This window comes from Croceibacterium salegens (assembly GCF_009827435.1).
Lineage (GTDB): Bacteria > Pseudomonadota > Alphaproteobacteria > Sphingomonadales > Sphingomonadaceae > Croceibacterium_B > Croceibacterium_B salegens.
The window spans coordinates 1-16,223 of sequence record NZ_WTYM01000023.1 but is presented as its reverse complement, the minus strand read 5'-3'; the positions used below and the strand labels follow the sequence as shown (position 1 = coordinate 16,223).

The window sequence follows — 16,223 nt, the reverse complement described above, 5'->3', positions numbered from 1 at the left end:
GTACTCTCCAGTTTGGATTGAGTAGTTTGGGGTCAGGCCAGCCCGGCCGGGCCGGTGACCATGAGGATGGTCATCGAGATCACCACCGTGCTCGACAGCATTGCGCTCATCAGAACGCAGATCCTGGCAAGCCGGCGCTTTCTCGCGATGACCGCGGGGGTAAGTTCACAAATCACAGTTCATCTCCGTTGGATCGGCCCGGTTCCTGGTTGGAGGGACTGGGACGGCGGGACCGGGCCGATCGTTTGTGGACGGCGAGAAGCAGCCGTCCGGCGGGGGTTCAGTGGTAGAAGTACGGATCGAGTACCCGCACTTCGGTGATGGCATCGGCCGGCAGGCCGTTCCGCTCGGCGGCGGCGCGGATCGCAGCTGGATCCGGACCATCGTAGACGCAGAACGTCTTTTGCTTGTCGGCTGACACGAAGCTCTGGACCCAGGTCACACCGCCTTCGGCATTGCGTTCGACGACATTGGCGCAGGTGCTGGCCCCGTCCTGCGTACAGGGGAGGTGGAGGCCCGACGAAAAAGTCCGTTCGACAATGTAACGCGGCATGACAAACTCCATTGCTTGTTCAACCAGTCCTATTTCGCCCAGGTCATGCCGGCCCGCATCGGCGGTCCTCCCCATTTTGAAATTCCCGGCTCCCTATTTTTGGATTCTCAAATATGTTGAACCTAGGGATGCTGCTCGAACGCGATCATGTCCTTGATGACCTTGATGCCCTCGCGGCTGCCGCTGCGGAGGGACGGGGCAAGGTCGCCTTCGTCATCGGCGAGGCGGGGATCGGCAAGACCAGCGTGCTGCGAGCAGCGAGGGAGCGCGCCGCGGAGCAGTTCCGTACGGTGTGGACCGCGTGCGAGGACATCAGTTCTGCCGAGGCCTTCACGATCCTGCGCGAGTTGCCCGACATCAGCGCCGGGTTGGTCGATGCCGCGCAGGACGGCGGATCGCGCCTCGACCTGTTTCGCCAGACGCTGGACAAACTCTCGCAGGTCCCGACCGTACTCTTCATCGAAGACCTGCACTGGGCCGACGACGGCAGTATCGACTTCATCCGCTACATCGGACGCCGGATCGAGGATCTCCCGCTGCTTGTGGTGATCAGCTCGCGCAACGAGGAGCAGACCGCGCGTAGCCGGATCGTGCGAGCCGCCGGCGACCTTCCGCCTTCCGCGCGCAGCCGCTTCGACCTCGACGGACTGTCGTCCATAGCGGTCGGTCAGCTCGCCGCGGCGCAGGGCCAAATCGGCTCACAAATCCACGAGGCGACCAACGGCAATCCGCTCCTCGTCACCGAGCTGCTGGCCAACTCGGGCGCGCGCTCGCACACCATTGACGAACTCGTCACCGGCCGGGCAAGCCTGCTCCCGACCGAGGCCAGGGCATTTCTCGAGTTCTGTTCGATCATCCCGCGGCGGGTATCGATCGAACAGATCGAGGCGGCAGGCACCGACGACGAGTTCGTCCAGACCTGCATCGATTGCGGGCTGCTGCTGCCCGACGGTGACGGCCTCGCCTTTCGCCACGAGCTCACCCGCCACGCCATCGAGGCTTCATTGACCCCGCTGCGCCGCCGGCAACTCCACACCAGCGAACTCGAGCGGCTCGACCGGGCCGGCGCCAGCGCCGCCCGCCGCCTGCACCACGCCATCGCCTCGAACAACCGCGAACGGATCGTGGAGCTTGCCCCCATCGCCGCCGAACAGGCCGCAAGGCTGGGGGCGCACGGCGAGGCGGCGCGATCATGGGGTGCGATGCTCGAGACCGGCGAACCGGTCGACGATCCACTCACTTACGAACGCTATGCCTTCGAACTGCACATGATCGGCATGTTGCCCGAAGCGATCCAGTGGCAGCAGCACGTGATCGCGCTCCACACGCGCACCGATGATCGGTTGCGGCTCGGTGATTGCCTGCGCTTCCTCTCCCGATTACGCTACATGAACGGTGAGCGCGCATTGGCGGACGAGGCGGCCGGCGAGGCCGTCGCCGTGCTCGAACCGCTGGGCGAGACCGCCGAGCTCGCCAACGCCTATGCCACGCGCGCCCAGCTCGCGATGCTGGCGGACCACAATGACGAAGCGGTGCGCTGGAGCGAATTGGCCGAGCCCATCGCCAAGCGTCTCGGGCGAACGGACATCCTTTCCACCACCCTCCTCAATCATGGCACGGCGCTGCAATACCGGGATCGCGATCGCAGCCTGGCCATGATCGAGCAGGGGATTGCTCTGGGCTTCGAGAGTGGCAGCCACGAGCATGTGGCGCGCGGTTACATCCTGCGCGCCTGGCGCTCCCTAGTGTACCCGGCACTTGACGAGGCCCTGATCCACCTTTCAGTCGGAATCGATTTCTGCCGTGAGCACGAGCTGGCGGCTTGGGAGCAATACCTGCGCGGCGGGAGGGCAATGGCGTTGCTCGGGTTGGGCCGCTGGGACGAGGCTATGGTCGAAGCTGGAGCAGTCCTCGTCCACCCCGCCGGCACTACGCTCGTGCGCAACCCGGCCTCGCGCGCCGCCGCCTCGCTACTCATCCGGCGTGGCCTTCCGGGAGCCGAGGAGCAGCTCGACAACTTGCGTGAGCACGGCGCACAAGGAAAGGAGGCGCCGCGTTTCAACAGCTATGCGATGATCGTTGCCGAGCACGCATGGACTGTTGGCGAAGGGCACGAAGCTGCGCTTGAATTGCTAGGGCAGGCCTTCGACCAGTGCGGCTCGGACGGGCGGCCGTGGGACGCGGCGGAGCTGTGGTTCTGGAGTCGAAAGCTCGGGCAGCCACTCAAAGCCCCGGCTCATATGCCACAACCCTTGGCTCTGCTCGCGACCGGGGACATCGCCGGGGCGGCTGCGGCAATGCACGACCTCGACATGCCCTTTGACGAAGCCCTGATGCTTATAGAGGGAGACGAGGACCAGGCAACGCGCGGCCTCGCCATCCTCGACCAGCTCGGTGCCGATGCCACAGCAGCCCGGGTCCGCGCCGACCTGTTCCATCGGGGTATTCGCAAGGGCACTCGCGGACCGCGCGCCTCAACCCGCCTGAATCAGCATGGTCTGACGAGGCGTGAACTCGATGTCCTGCGGGAAATCGACGGTGGCCTCAGCAACAAGGAAATCGCCAACAAGCTGTTCGTCTCGCCAAAGACAGTCGACCACCACGTGTCGTCGATCCTTGCCAAAACGACGACGAGGACCCGGGGAGAGGCCGCTGCCCTGGCCCGGCGCGAGAATTTGCTCGATTAGACTCAAGCATTACCATTTGGAATTTTGAAGTTCCTCGATTTGCGAGGGCGCATGCCGACTCATGTCCGGCCGACACACTGGAAAGCGATGGAATTCAGCAAGACGAATTGGGCTTATACACAACGGTACTAAATTCGAAGCTCTCGCACGACCCGACGCGACCAAACGGAAACTTCGTATTAATTGAAGGCTGCTATCTATGATGCGAAGGGATCATTCATGCGGGTTAGAGCGACACTCGAATTGTGGGAAGATGTGGAGAGAAGCCTTTCAACAAACACCGTCCAAGGGCCGCAGCGTCGTGAAAGACTTCGCCGGCCGCTAAAACTCTCGACCATGGCAGAGACACAGCTCGCGGAGAGAGATTGTGTAATAGTCCGTGATATTTCTGAAAGTGGCCTACTTCTGGAAGCTGATCCGCATGCTCTTTCAAATGATGATGGGCTTGAAATATATCTTCCAGAGAAAGGATTGGTGAAGGTCCAAGTCGTCTGGCGAAGCGGCCGTTTCTTCGGGTGCCAATTCAACGAACCCATCTCAGTCGGCACAGTCAGCGCGGCTCTTCTAAGATCAGATTCGATAAGTACTCTTAAAAATTTGCCAGATAATTCGAAGGTGCAAGGAACTAATTCCTCTTACAGTGGAACTCTTGAACCCCAACTAAATTTCTTAATTGCCTTCTTGTTATCGCTCGCACTTTGGGTTGCGGGCGCCTTTGCAGCTTACCTATATGCAATTCGCTGAGAATTCAAAATTTCATTGAAGTCAAAGAAGTTTTTGTTTTTGATGGGTTGGTTTTTAACGACATCAAGGCGTTTTGCTTTGACAATAGGCGAGCTAGTCGCCCACATTCGACGTCAGGTGCCCCCACCACTGGCCATCGGCTAGCGGAAATCACACCAATCATCGCTCTTGCGCCAGTCTGCGACCGGACTCGCGATCCTCGCCTAACCTGGCGCAGAAGCCACCACGGCGGACGTCCAGGTCGAGTTCTTCAAATGCTGCATTCGCATTGGAACCCCGGTTCCGCACGCTTCGACACGCGGCAACCCATACTAGCTGACTCGCAGTGAATTGGATGTTTTGTAAGAAATCGATCATGGCCTGAGCAATAGGCAGATTGTTAACAAGCTGTTTATCTCGCCCAAGACGGTCGACTCCCAATGCCTCTTCGGTGCTGGCGAAAATGGAAATTGGAACCCGAGGGAAGCAGCAACGCTTGCACGGCGCGAAAGTCCGATAAGCCGGATAATCATCATGCAATGGATTAGCGGCTTCAGAATGTCCGCTTTCTGAGTTTCCGCACACTTAGGCAAAAAGCCCGAATTTGAGCGCTGACAGCCGGACCGCTCTTGGCGTCCGACGCACACGAAGAAAGAGATCACAAACTGGTTGGAAAGTGGACGTGCACTTCGGGCGACTGAACTCCCAATCATCCGGAAGTTGCGAGGATGGTTGAGCTCAATACTGCGATCTCGACATTCTACGCACATTGCGCCAGTTAGCGGCTAAATCTCCACTTGGCTCCCCAGCTCGACCACGCGGTTGGTCGGCAGCTGGAAGAACTCCATCGGCGTCGCGGCGTTGCGCATCATCCAGGCGAAGAGCTTTTCCCGCCACACCGCCATGCCGGGCTTGTCGGCGCTGAGCAGGGTCTGGCGGCTGAGGAAGAAGCTGGTCTGCATCATCTCGAACGGCGCGCCGCACAAGGTGTCGATCTTGGCCAGCGCCGCCGGGATGTCGGTTTCCTCCATGAAGCCGTAGTGCAGGATGATGCGGAAGAAGCCGTCGCCGAGGCTCTTCATCTCCACGCGGTTGTCGGGATCGACATAGGGCGCGTCGTCGATCGAGACGGTCAGCACCACCACGCGTTCGTGCAGCACCTTGTTGTGCTTGATGTTGTGGAGCAGCGCCGAAGGCGTCCCGCTCGAACCGGAGTTCATGAAGATCGCCGTACCCGGCACCCGCGCGGTCGAATTGCGGCCCGACTTGGCGAAGATGTCGAGCGGCAGGCCGACCTCGGCCATGCGCGCGCGCATCAGCTTGCGGCCCTTGGCCCAGGTCGTCAGCAGCGTGAAGGCGATGCCGGCGATCATCAGCGGGAACCAGCCGCCGTCGGGCACCTTGGTCATGTTCGATACGAAGTAAGCCCCGTCGACGATGACGAAGACGAGGATGACCGGCACCGCGAAGTACCAGCGCCATTTGAACACCACGAACAGCAACACGCCCATCAGCGCCGTGTCGATCAGCATCGCCCCGGTCACCGCTATGCCATAGGCCGAGGCGAGGTTGGACGAGTTGCGGAAGAAGAGCACCAGCACGATCACCGCGATCATCAGCGCCCAGTTGATCAGCGGGATGTAGATCTGCCCGTGGTGCTCGTCGCTGGTGTGGCGGATCGACAGGCGTGGGATGAAGCCGAGCTGGATTGCCTGGTGGGTGACGCTGAACGCGCCCGAGATAACGGCCTGGCTGGCGATGAACGCGGCCGACGTAGCGATGAACACCAGCGGCAGCCGGAAGGCGTCTGGCGCCATGAAGTAGAAGGGGTTCTCGATCGCCTCTGCCGCCGCGGCATCGCCCATGCCGATGATCATCGCGCCCTGCCCGAAGTAGTTGAGCAGCAGGCACGGCATGACGAAACCGAACCACGAAATGCGGATCGGGCCGCGGCCGAAGTGACCCATGTCGGTATAGAGCGCCTCCGACCCGGTGACGGCCAGAACGACCGAGCCTAGCGCAAGGAACGCAGTCCACTTGTCGAGGACGAAGAAGTTGAACGCGTAATACGGGTTCAGCGCGAGGAAGATCTCCGGCGTTTTGACGAGGTGGATCGTGCCGAGCACCGCCAGTGTGACGAAGTAGACAAGCATGATCGGAGCGAACAGCGCACCGACCTTTGTCGTGCCGCGCCTCTGGAGAACGAACAGGCCGATCAGCAGGACCAGCGCGATGGGTATGATGAGGCTGTCGAGCCGGTGGTTGACCACGGCGAGACCCTCGACCGCAGAAAGTACCGAGACCGCCGGGGTAATCATGCTGTCGCCGTAGAACAGCGATGTGGCGAAGACCCCGAACAGCACCGTCACGAAGGCGTATTTCGACCCTCCCAAATAGCGGCTCATCAGCGCGACCAGCGCCAGCGTGCCGCCCTGCCCCTTGTTGTCGGCGCGCATCAGGATGCTGACGTACTGGATCGAGACGATCAGCGTCATCGACCAGAAGATCAGGCTGACCACACCGAGGATGTGGGCGTCGTCGATCGTCAGCTTGTGCGGGCCGACGAAGGTTTCCTTGAAGGCGTAGAGCGGGCTGGTGCCGATATCGCCGAACACGATACCGATTGCGCCCACGGCCAGCTTGACCTTGGCCGAGGTCCGTGCGTCATCCGAATGGTCTTGGCTCATCGGGAAGGACGCCCCTTGGTGCGACTCTTGCGCATTGCCGAGCGCGCTTAGCAGCGCCTTACCGGCGCCGCAACGGCGACTGCTAGGCCCGGCCGATCAGCTTGCGCGCCATGGCATCGGCCACGACATCGGCGGAAAGCCCGCTCGCCTTGCTTTCCTGCCAGATGTCGACCAGCCGGTCGGGGATCTGAGCGATGCGCTTGCGCACCTCGTTGATGTCGCACGGTTCCCCGTGCTGGCGGCACAGGTACTCGAGGCTGACGTTGATGATACCGCCGGCGTTGATGACGTAGTCGGGTGCGTAGAGGATGCCGCGCTTGTGCAGTTGCACGCCGTGCTGCGGGCGGGCGATCTGGTTGTTGGCCCCGCCGGCGACGATCTTGCAGTCGAGGCTGGCGACACCGGCCTCGTCGAGGATCGCGCCGAGCGCGTTGGGGCTGAACACGTCGCAGGTGGTCGCCATGATGGCATCGGCGCCGACCGCATCGGCGCCGACTTCCTTCGCCAGCGACTTCGCGCGATCCTCGTCGACGTCGGCGACGGTAAGCTTTGCTCCGTCCTTGGCCAGCAGGCGGGCGACGCCGCCGCCAACGCTGCCGCAGCCCTGCAAGGCGACGTGGACGCCCTCGACGCTGTCGCTGCCCAGCTTGTAGGCAACGGCAGCCTTGATGCCGAGGTAGATGCCCATCGCGGTGAACGGGCCCGGATCGCCGCCGACCGAGCCGTCTTCCGCCGGCAACCCGCAGACGTGCGGGGTGCGCTGGTGGATGGCGACCATGTCGGCCTCGCTCGCGCCGACGTCCTCGGCGGTGACATAGGCTCCACCCAGCGCATCGACGGCATCACCGAAGGCGGCGAGCATTTCGGGGGTCTTGGTGCGGTTCGCGTCAAGCAGCACGACGGCCTTGCCCCCGCCGATCGGCAGGCCGGCCATGGCGTTCTTGTAGCTCATCCCGCGGCTCAGCCGCAGCGCATCGCGCATCGCCGCGTCGGGGTCGGTGTAGTGCCAGAAGCGGGTGCCGCCGGCGGCCGGACCGAGGTATGTGGAGTGCAGCGCGATGATCGCCGTGAGCCCCGATGCCCGGTCGTGCACAAGCTCCACCCGCTCATGCTCGTCGAAATCCGCTTCGGTCCAGAATGCCATCGTACCGCCCATGCAAGCATTTGAAATTCGGGCAGTAAGACTGGGGAAATGGGGCGAATGACGGGATCCGAACCCGCGACCTCCGGTACCACAAACCGGCGCTCTAACCAACTGAGCTACATTCGCCACAAGCCTGTGCCGCGAGGCGCGACTTAGGACTCTGCGCACACCGGTCAAGCGGCGATTGCGCGAGGGCGCGCCTGTTGCACAGGAGGGCAAAAATGAAAAGGGAAATGTGCCGCGAAATGCCGCTCACGCAACAAAATTACCACGCTTTGACCGGGCCCGCGCCCCGGCTATCAATCGGGCATGACGACTCCGGGCGAAACCTCCGCGGAACGGCTGCTTTCCCGCACTGGCGTGCGCCGCGTGCCCTCCCCTCGCATCGAACTGTTCAGCGTGCCGGGTTTCCTGCCGGGCGAGCTGTGCGACGCGCTGATCGCGCTGATCGACCGCGACCGCCGCCCCTCGACCATCGCCGACCCCAACGGCGACGACTACTTCCGCACCAGCGAGACCTGCGACCTCGCGCCCGACGAGCCGGCTGTGCGAGTCCTCGAGGAGCGGCTTTTCGCGCTCAACGGCATCCCGATCGAATACGGTGAGCCGGTGCAGGGCCAGCGCTATGAACCGGGGCAGGAATTCAAGGCGCACACCGACTACTTCGAGCCGAACGGGGCAGACTTCCACAAGTACACCTCCGTGGCCGGTCAACGCACGTGGACCTTCATGGCCTACCTCAACGACGTCGAGGCCGGCGGTGCGACGCGCTTCAAGGTCATCGGCAAGATGTTCCAGCCGACCCGCGGCACTCTGGTTGCGTGGAACAACCACCGCCCCGACGGCAGCCTCAACGCCGCCACGCTTCACCACGCGATGAAGGTGCGGAAGGGGCTGAAGTACGTCATTACCAAGTGGTACCGGGAGAAGCCGTGGGGATGGTGATCGAAGGCGAACACGACGGCGGCTGCCACTGCGGTGCGGTCCGCTACCACGCGAAGGTGCCTGCAAGCGCGACGGTGCGGCGCTGCAACTGCTCGATCTGCGCAATGAAGGGCGTGCTGATGATCGACGTGCCGCTGGAGAACCTGCGGGTCACCAGGGGCGAGGACGTGATCGCGCTCTACACCTTCAACACTCACCAGGCGAAGCACCACTTCTGCCCGAAGTGCGGCATCCACGTGTTCCACCAGACCCGCTCCGACCCCGACAAGTACGGCCTCAACGCCGCGACGATCGACGGCATCAGTCCCTACGACTTTGCCGAGGTTCCGGTGTTCGACGGGGTGAACCACCCGGGCGATACGGGGGTTTCGAGGTATGCAGGGACAATGCGGTTCGATACAGCCTCGCCCGACTAATCCCCGATCAATCTTACCCTCTTACGGCGCCCTGCCCGGAGCAATTTCTTGGAAGCCCTGCTTACTTCGACCGCAGTGGTCGCCCTCGCCGAGATCGGCGACAAGACCATGCTGCTGGCGATCGTGCTCGCGACCCGTTTCCGCAAGCCGTTGCCGATCATCCTCGGCATCCTTTTCGCCACGCTCGCCAACCACGCCCTGGCGGCTTTCGTCGGAACCACCATCGCCGGGTTCCTCGACGGCAAGTGGTTCCGCTACGCGGTCGCAATCAGCTTCATCGCCATGGCGGCGTGGACGCTGGTTCCCGACAAGTTCGAGGACGAAGAGGACAAGCCCGCCCGCTTCGGCGCCTTCCTGACGACGCTGGTGGCCTTCTTCCTCGTCGAGATGGGCGACAAGACACAGGTCGCGACGATTGCGCTCGGGGCGCGCTACGAAAACGTCGCGCTGGTCACGGCAGGCACCACGCTGGGCATGATGATCGCCAACGTGCCCGCGGTGTTCCTCGGCAATGAACTGGTGCAGCGCGTGCCACTCAAGCTGGTGCGGGCAATTGCGGCGCTGCTGTTCTTCGTGATCGGCGCCTGGCTGCTCTACGAGACCGCCGCCAGCTGAGGCGCAAACAAGAAGGGCGGCCCCGCGGGACCGCCCTTGCTATTTCGCTTTTGCCGAAGCGCTTACTTCTTGAGGTTGAGACCCGCGAAGCGCTTGTTGAAGGCCGCGACACGGCCGCCTTCGTTGACCTGGCGGGTACCGCCGGTCCACGCCGGGTGGCTGGTCGGATCGATTTCCAGCGTCATCGTGTCGCCCTCGCTGCCCCAGGTGGAGCGCGTCTGGAACTCGGTGCCGTCGGTCATCTTGACCGTGATCATGTGGTAATCGGGATGCGTATCGGCCTTCATGGCGTATGTCTCCGTAGCCTCGGAACGGTACCGACCGGTCCAGCTGTGGGTTGGAAAGGCGCGCCTTTAACCGCGCGCGCCCGGAATTACAAGTACCAGCGGGTCAGGCAGGCGGGTCGGCGATCATCGCGGTAAATTCGCAGGTCGAGGTCGTCTTGCCCTCGACACTGGCTTCACCGGCGAATTTGTAGACCCGGCTACGCTGTTGGGTGAACTCGACCTTGAGGTCGAGAAGGCAGCCCGGCTCCACGGGCGCGCGGAACTTGGCGCCGTCGATGCCCATGAAATAGACGAGCTTGCCGGTCCCGGCGAGCCCCAGCGTCTGGATGCCGAGGATCGCCGCGGCCTGCGCCATAGCCTCCACCTGCAGCACGCCCGGCATGATCGGACGGCCCGGGAAGTGGCCCTGGAAGTATTCCTCGTTGAAGCTGACCGCCTTCACGGCGTGAATCCGCTCACTGAGATCGATGCTGACCACCCGGTCGACGAGCAGCAGCGGGTACCGATGCGGCAGGGCCTTGAGCACCCCGAGAATGTCGAGAGATCCTGGATCGCTCATGCCCTGCCCTCGTCAGTGCCTCAGCGGCCGGAAACCGGCGCCGTGGCGGCGGCGGCGGGCTGCTGGCCCTGCGCCGCGGCCTGCTGCTGGGCCTGCTGTTCACGCATTTCGCGCGGCAGCCAGCCCTGCGGCGGGACGATCTGCGCGCTCGGAATCAGCGTGTTGAGCTCGTCGAGCACCGCCTGGTTCAGGTTGTACGGCGCAGCGGCGTAGAGCACGCTGTCCGGGCCGATCACCAGCGTCACGTTCTTCTTGGTGGCGGCGTTCTGCACGGCCGTCGCCAACTGGTCGGTGATCTGCTCTTCGACATAGGCCTGGCTCAGCGAGACCGGGGCGAGGATTTCCTGCAGTTCCTGCTGGCCGCTCTGCTGGATCTGCTGGATCGTGTTGTACTGCTGTTGCAGCGATGCCTGGTTCTGCGCGGCGTTGGCGGCCTGGCTATCGGCCTGCAACTTGGCGACCATCGGCTGGAGCTGCGTTGCAATCGCCTGGCGGCGTGCAGTGGCCTGGTCGATCTGGGCCTTGTAAGTCACCTGGCGCTGCTGTTGCGCGGTCTTGAAGGCGTTCGAGTTGGCAATGACCAGCGGCGCATTGACGATGCCGATGCCGGCAACCTGCTGCGCTGCGGCCGGCGAAACGGCGGCGGGCGAAGCGAGAGTTGCCAGGGCGAGGCCGGCGGCGAGCGCCGGCTTGGAGAGCATTTTCATCAGAATTGAGTTCCTACGTTAAACGAGAAGCGTTTGGTGTCGTCGCCCTTCTGCTTCAACAGCGGATAGGCGAAGTCGATGCGGAATGGGCCGAACGGAGAATTCCAGTTTACGCCGATACCGATCGAAGCGCGAGGCCTCGGCGAATCTCCATAGAATTCCTCCTGGAAGGGAGGAATTGTGCTGCCGATTGGCGTGTTGGCAATTCCCTTGGAATCGGTGGGGCTGGTAGAAATTTCAAGACCGGTTGCAGCCCCGGAACTGTTGTAGACGATCTGTTGGTAGAGCGCGTTGCCGCTGGAGTCGCGCGTCGGCAGGAAGATGCCATCGGGATAGGGACTCTGCGTCAGCGCCGGCGTCTTGACCCCGAACACTGAACCGATGTCGAAGAATACCGACGGCCGCAGGCCGAGCTCGCGGGCGCCCGAACCAAGCGGAATCTCCAGCTCGGCGCGGCCCAGGTAATAGGCGGTGCCGCCCAGCGCATCGTCGCCGGTGGCGCGGGAGTTGAGATCGGTCAGCACCACGTTACCGTCGGCATCCGTGGTGTAGTAGCGGCGAACGACGCGCGGACCGACGCCGCGAATGTCGAAGCCGCGCAACTGCGGTTCGCCGAGGAAGAATCGGTCGCTGAGCAGGACGTCGGTTACGCCGGGCCCCTTGTCCGTCAGCCCCTTGATGAACCCGCTTTCGCCGCGCAGCGAGAAGATCAGGCCGCCGCCGAGCGGCCAGTACTGTGCCGCGTTGGCCGTCAGGCGTACATACTTCGTGTCGCCGCCGAGACCGGCGAAGTCGATGCTCGCCGTCGCCGAACGGCCGCGCGTCGGCCGCTGGTAGCTGTCGAGCGTGTTGTAGAGCAGCGAAAGCCCGAGGATCGAACTGAGGCGATCGCCCACGGCTTCGCAAAGGTAGCGTCCGGCAAGCAACGGTTCGCAGGAGCGCACGCCATCACCGTCGAGGTCGGCGTAGTAGCTGTTCTCGTCGAGCGAGATCTGGTCGTAATTGAGGGTGTAGCGGCCGAGCACCGAGGTGTATTCGGTAAGGGGCACGCCGACGCGCAGCTGCGCGCCAGTGGTCGCCTGCTTGTAGGTCGCGGTGCTGTTCTTGTAATAGCCGTTGTTATAGTCGCGGCGGTAGACGTCGATGCCCGCCGAGATGTTCTTGTCGAAGATGTGCGGTTCGTTGAAGCTGATGTTGCCCGAGCGCGAATAACGCGACCAGTTGACGCCCAGCCCGACGGTCTGGCCACGGCCGCGGAAGTTGCGCTGCTGGATCGAGCCCTGGAAGATGAAGCTTTCGAGGCTCGAGAAGCCTGCCGACAAGGTCAGCTGGCCGGTCGCCTGTTCTTGCACGTTGGCTTCGAGGATGATGCGGTCCGGTGCGCTGCCGTCCTGTTGCTCGACCTCGAAGTTCTCCTGGAAGTAGCCCAGGCCGTTGATGCGGTTGGTGGTGCGCTTGACCTGCAGCGAGTTGAACGCGTCGCCTTCCGCGAGGCGGAATTCGCGGCGCACGATCTTGTCCTGGGTCAGCGTGTTGCCGTTGACGTCGATCCGCTCGACGTAGGTGCGCTGCGCCTCGCCGATGTTGAACGTGACGGCCATGATGTGGTTTTCGCGGTCCGGTACCGGGCGCGGGTTGACCTCGGCGAAGGCATAGCCGAAGGCGCCGGCCGTTTCCTGCAGCTGGTCCTTGGTATCCTCGACCTGCTTGGCGTCATACCACTCGCCCGTCTTCATCGGCAGCGACCGGGTCATCAGGCTGGAATCGAAGTCGCGGATCTCGCTCTCGACCTTCACCTCGCCGAACTTGTAGCGCGGGCCTTCCTCGACCACGAAGGTGATGATGAAATCCCGCTTGTCGGGCGTCAGCTCGGCAACGGCCGAGACCACGCGGAACTCGGCATAGCCGTTGGTCAGGTAGTACTGACGCAGCAACTGCTGGTCGTACGCCATGCGGTCGGGGTCGTAACTGGTGGACGAGCTGAAGATCTTGGTGATGCTCGACTCCTTGGTCAGCATCTCGCCCTTGAGCTTGCTGTCGGAGAACACCTCGTTGCCGATGATGTTGATCGCCCGGACCTTGGACTTGGGCCCTTCGGTGATCTCGAAGATGACGTCGACGCGGTTCTGCGAAAGCTGCACCATCTTCGGTTCGACGGTGGCGGCGTAGCGGCCCTGGCGCTTGTACAGCTCGATGATCCGGGCAACGTCGGCCCGGACCTTGGAACGGGTGAAGATCTGCCGCGGCGCGAGCTTGATTTCAGGGGAGATCTTCTCGTCCTTGAGGCGCTTGTTGCCCTCCAGCACGACGCGGTTGATGACCGGGTTCTCTACCACCGAGATGACCACGTTGCCATCGTTATTGGCGACCGAGAAGTCGGCGAACAGTTCGGTCGCAGCAAGGTCCTTGAGGACCTGGTCGGCGGCGGCCGGGGTATATTGCTGGCCCGGGCGCAGCTGGATGTAGCTGAGGATCGTCTGCGGTTCGAGGCGCTGGGCGCCAGCGACCGAGATCGTCCTGATCACCTCGCCCTGTTGTCCGGCCGGGGCCGGAGCGGCGCTGGGTGCCGGGGTTTCGGAATCCTGTGCGCTGGCCGCGACCGGGACACCGGCAAGGATTGTACCGCCCAGCAGGGCGATGGCAAAAGGCGTCGCTGCGATCGTCTTGGCCTTACGGCTCATAAACCCGTCCATTTCATCGGCACAGTTACGTGCCATTCCCGTATCGCCATGTCGGCCCTGGACTTGCGTCGAAGCGTCCCGTTTCAACAACTGGCGAGGCGAACCGCGCCCTTGCCCGATGCGGCGAGGTCAATCAAGCAATCATCCCGGGAATGCCCGCCCCGCGTCTTCCTTTTCCCCGCCTAGCCGCCGAATATCGGCAGCGAGGCGATATCGTTGATCGTCACGAACAGCATCAGCGCTAGCACGAAGGCTATGCCGGTGCGGTACGCCCACTCCTGACTGCGTTGGCTGGCTGGTTTGCGGCGGATTGCCTCTGCCGCGTAGAAAGCCAGGTGCCCGCCGTCGAGGGTGGGGATTGGCAAGAGGTTGATGAACGCCAAGTTAAGCGAGATCAGCGCCGCAAAACTGACGAACTGCTCCCAGCCGAGGCTCAGGCGTTCGCCGGAAAACTTGGCGATCTTGATCGGCCCGCCGAGTTCCTTGACCGAGCGGTCGCCGACCAGGATCTGCTTGATGCCAGTGACCATGAAGCGAGTGATCTGCCAGCATTCGACGAACCCCATACCGACCGCCTCGACCGGGCCCACCGCTTCGAACTTGCGTTCGACGTCGCGCGGCATCACGCCGATGAGGCCGATCCGGCTCTCGTTGCCGAACTCGTCGCGCGCGATCGAGCTGGCAGTGGTGATCGGGATGGTCAGTCTCTCTCCGCCGCGTTCGAGGGTGAAGGTCATGCGCGTGCCGGGGCGCAGGGCGATCTGCTCCTTGACCTCCTCCCAGCGCGTCATCGCCTTGCCGTCGATGGCGATGATACGGTCGCCGATGTGGACGCCGGCCGCTTGCGCGGCCGATTTCTCGGTGAACGAGGCGACGTAGTTCTCTTCCGCCGGGTCGGCAGGCACCGGCTTGCCGTAGACCATCAGGAAGGCGGCAATGATGCCAACCGCAACCAGCAGGTTGGTCGCCGGTCCGGCCGCCACGATAAGCGCGCGTTGCCACAGCGGCTTCGCCTGGAAGGTCTGGTTGCGCTCCGAAGCAGGGAGACTGAGCCATTCCTGGCTCGGCTGGCTGCTGGCGCTCATGTCGCCGGCGAACTGGACGTAGCCGCCGAGCGGCAGCGCCGAGAGCTTCCAGCGGGTGCCGCGCTTGTCGGTCCAGCCGGCCAGTTCCTTGCCGAAGCCGATCGAGAAGGCGTCCGCCTTGACCCCGAACAAGCGCCCGACAAGGTAGTGGCCGAGCTCGTGCAGCGTCACGAGCGGGCCCAGGACCAGCAGGAAGCCAACGATCCACATCCAGAAAGGCGGGTCTTGCATCAAGTCAGGCGTGCTCCAGCATCTCCGACGCCCACCCCCGCGCAGCACTGTCGACGGCGAGCACGTCGTCGAGCGTAGCTGGAGCGGATGGGAGCGGCCGGGTCAAGGTCTGCTCCACCAGTGCAGCAATGCGGGTGAACGCAATCTGACCGGCGAGGAAGGCCGCTACGGCGATCTCGTTGGCGGCGTTGAGCACCGCCGGGGCCGCCCCGCCCGCCCGCGCCGCCTCGCGCGCCAGCCGCGTGGCGGGGAAGCGCTCCTCGTCGGGGGCGAAGAAACTCAGGGTGCCGAGCGCCGCGAGGTCGAGCGGCTTGCACGGCGTGTCCATTCGCCCCGGCCATGCAAGGCACGAGGCGATCGGCACGCGCATGTCGCTCGGTCCGAGCTGGGCGAGCGTCGAGCCGTCGCGGTATTCGACCAGCGAGTGGATCACGCTCTGCGGGTGGACGACGATGCGGATGCGGTCGAGCCCGACCGGGAAGAGGTGCGCCGCCTCGATAACTTCGAGGCCCTTGTTCATCATCGTCGCGGAATCGACGCTGATCTTGGCGCCCATGGCCCAGTTCGGGTGCGCCACGGCCTGCGCCGGGGTGCAGGTTTCGAGCTGCGCGCTGTCCCACGTCCGCAGCGGCCCGCCGCTGGCAGTGAGCGTGATCCAGCGCACGTCGGCGAGGTCCTGCCCGTGGAGGCACTGGAAGATGGCGTTGTGCTCGCTGTCCGTCGGCAGCAGCGTCGCGCCGTGGCGCGCCACCGCGTCCATCAGCACGTCGCCGGCGGAGACCAGCGCTTCCTTGTTGGCGAGCGCGATGAAGCCGCCCTGCTCGACCGCCGCCATGGTCGGGGCGAGCCCGGCGCAGCCGACGATCGCCGCCACGGTCAGCTCGGCGCCGCGCGCCGCCGCCT

General features: G+C 63.7%; 15 protein-coding genes and 1 tRNA gene. 5 read left to right on the top strand and 11 right to left on the bottom strand.

All coding sequences use genetic code 11. The features are described from left to right. Positions 1–32 precede the first annotated feature (32 nt). Both GRI89_RS01725 and GRI89_RS01720 read right to left on the bottom strand, forming a co-directional pair. Positions 33–176 (bottom strand): hypothetical protein, encoded by a 144-nt coding sequence (locus GRI89_RS01725; protein WP_159791583.1) that lies wholly within the window; start codon positions 174–176, stop codon positions 33–35. A gap of 104 nt (positions 177–280) precedes the next feature. Next, positions 281–553: a DUF4242 domain-containing protein gene (locus GRI89_RS01720; protein ID WP_159791581.1), complete on the bottom strand. Its 273-nt coding sequence runs from the start codon at positions 551–553 to the stop codon at positions 281–283. Between the two features lie 113 nt (positions 554–666). Here GRI89_RS01720 and GRI89_RS18220 point away from each other — a divergent pair, with 113 nt between their 5' ends. Both GRI89_RS18220 and GRI89_RS01710 read left to right on the top strand, forming a co-directional pair. After that, entirely contained in the window at positions 667–3,240 is a 2,574-nt protein-coding gene (locus GRI89_RS18220; RefSeq protein WP_159791579.1) for a helix-turn-helix transcriptional regulator, read from the top strand. Between the two features lie 183 nt (positions 3,241–3,423). Further along, the gene (locus GRI89_RS01710; protein ID WP_159791577.1) at positions 3,424–3,984 is read left to right on the top strand and encodes a PilZ domain-containing protein; all 561 of its coding nucleotides are present in this window, start codon (positions 3,424–3,426) and stop codon (positions 3,982–3,984) included. A 764-nt stretch (positions 3,985–4,748) separates the two neighbouring features. Here GRI89_RS01710 and GRI89_RS01705 read toward each other — a convergent pair. From GRI89_RS01705 to GRI89_RS01695, 3 genes are all read right to left on the bottom strand, one after another. Beyond that, complete coding sequence (locus GRI89_RS01705) at positions 4,749–6,650, bottom strand: potassium transporter Kup (RefSeq protein WP_159791575.1); 1,902 nt, start codon at positions 6,648–6,650, stop codon at positions 4,749–4,751. 82 nt (positions 6,651–6,732) lie between these two features. Then, entirely contained in the window at positions 6,733–7,794 is a 1,062-nt protein-coding gene (locus GRI89_RS01700; protein WP_235912683.1) for a Leu/Phe/Val dehydrogenase, read from the bottom strand. A 49-nt stretch (positions 7,795–7,843) separates the two neighbouring features. Beyond that, positions 7,844–7,920, bottom strand: a tRNA-His gene (locus tag GRI89_RS01695). A 183-nt stretch (positions 7,921–8,103) separates the two neighbouring features. Between GRI89_RS01695 and GRI89_RS01690 the strand changes: the two genes are divergently transcribed. From GRI89_RS01690 to GRI89_RS01680, 3 genes are read left to right on the top strand one after another with little or no spacing between them, the layout of a single operon-like run. Continuing rightward, complete coding sequence (locus GRI89_RS01690; RefSeq protein WP_159791571.1) at positions 8,104–8,739, top strand: prolyl hydroxylase family protein; 636 nt, start codon at positions 8,104–8,106, stop codon at positions 8,737–8,739. Then, positions 8,733–9,155: a GFA family protein gene (locus GRI89_RS01685; RefSeq protein ID WP_159791841.1), complete on the top strand. Its 423-nt coding sequence runs from the start codon at positions 8,733–8,735 to the stop codon at positions 9,153–9,155. Before GRI89_RS01690 ends, GRI89_RS01685 begins: the two co-directional genes overlap by 7 nt. Before the next feature lie 48 nt (positions 9,156–9,203). Next, positions 9,204–9,770 (top strand): TMEM165/GDT1 family protein, encoded by a 567-nt coding sequence (locus GRI89_RS01680; protein WP_159791569.1) that lies wholly within the window; start codon positions 9,204–9,206, stop codon positions 9,768–9,770. Positions 9,771–9,832: 62 nt separating this feature from the next. Here the strand turns inward: GRI89_RS01680 and rpmE are convergent, their stop codons facing one another. The 6 genes from rpmE to dxr form a co-directional block, all read right to left on the bottom strand. Further along, entirely contained in the window at positions 9,833–10,057 is a 225-nt protein-coding gene (rpmE, locus tag GRI89_RS01675) for a 50S ribosomal protein L31 (protein WP_159791567.1), read from the bottom strand. Between the two features lie 103 nt (positions 10,058–10,160). Then, positions 10,161–10,616, bottom strand: coding sequence for a 3-hydroxyacyl-ACP dehydratase FabZ (fabZ, locus tag GRI89_RS01670; RefSeq protein ID WP_159791565.1), 456 nt, complete (start codon positions 10,614–10,616; stop codon positions 10,161–10,163). Between the two features lie 20 nt (positions 10,617–10,636). Then, on the bottom strand, positions 10,637–11,323 hold the full coding sequence (locus tag GRI89_RS01665) for an OmpH family outer membrane protein (RefSeq protein WP_235912682.1): 687 nt from the start codon (positions 11,321–11,323) through the stop codon (positions 10,637–10,639). Beyond that, positions 11,323–14,004, bottom strand: coding sequence for an outer membrane protein assembly factor BamA (bamA, locus tag GRI89_RS01660; protein WP_159791563.1), 2,682 nt, complete (start codon positions 14,002–14,004; stop codon positions 11,323–11,325). The genes GRI89_RS01665 and bamA overlap by 1 nt, the downstream gene beginning before the upstream one ends. 182 nt (positions 14,005–14,186) lie before the next feature. Beyond that, positions 14,187–15,320, bottom strand: a complete 1,134-nt coding sequence (gene rseP / locus GRI89_RS01655; RefSeq protein WP_235912681.1) for an RIP metalloprotease RseP — start codon at positions 15,318–15,320, stop codon at positions 14,187–14,189. 4 nt (positions 15,321–15,324) lie between these two features. Beyond that, a partial coding sequence (gene dxr / locus GRI89_RS01650) for a 1-deoxy-D-xylulose-5-phosphate reductoisomerase (RefSeq protein ID WP_159791559.1) occupies positions 15,325–16,223 on the bottom strand: 899 nt, incomplete at its 5' end.

Bases quoted from the DNA above. Each gene is read 5' to 3' on its own strand.
- GRI89_RS01720 (WP_159791581.1), bottom strand. From the start codon at position 553: ATGCCGCGTTACATTGTCGAACGGACTTTTTCGTCGGGCCTCCACCTC.
- GRI89_RS18220 (WP_159791579.1), top strand. From the start codon at position 667: ATGTTGAACCTAGGGATGCTGCTCGAACGCGATCATGTCCTTGATGAC.
- GRI89_RS01705 (WP_159791575.1), bottom strand. From the start codon at position 6,650: ATGAGCCAAGACCATTCGGATGACGCACGGACCTCGGCCAAGGTCAAG.
- GRI89_RS01700 (WP_235912683.1), bottom strand. From the start codon at position 7,794: ATGGCATTCTGGACCGAAGCGGATTTCGACGAGCATGAGCGGGTGGAG.
- GRI89_RS01690 (WP_159791571.1), top strand. From the start codon at position 8,104: ATGACGACTCCGGGCGAAACCTCCGCGGAACGGCTGCTTTCCCGCACT.
- GRI89_RS01685 (WP_159791841.1), top strand. From the start codon at position 8,733: ATGGTGATCGAAGGCGAACACGACGGCGGCTGCCACTGCGGTGCGGTC.
- rpmE (WP_159791567.1), bottom strand. From the start codon at position 10,057: ATGAAGGCCGATACGCATCCCGATTACCACATGATCACGGTCAAGATG.
- fabZ (WP_159791565.1), bottom strand. From the start codon at position 10,616: ATGAGCGATCCAGGATCTCTCGACATTCTCGGGGTGCTCAAGGCCCTG.
- GRI89_RS01665 (WP_235912682.1), bottom strand. From the start codon at position 11,323: ATGAAAATGCTCTCCAAGCCGGCGCTCGCCGCCGGCCTCGCCCTGGCA.
- bamA (WP_159791563.1), bottom strand. From the start codon at position 14,004: ATGAGCCGTAAGGCCAAGACGATCGCAGCGACGCCTTTTGCCATCGCC.
- rseP (WP_235912681.1), bottom strand. From the start codon at position 15,320: ATGCAAGACCCGCCTTTCTGGATGTGGATCGTTGGCTTCCTGCTGGTC.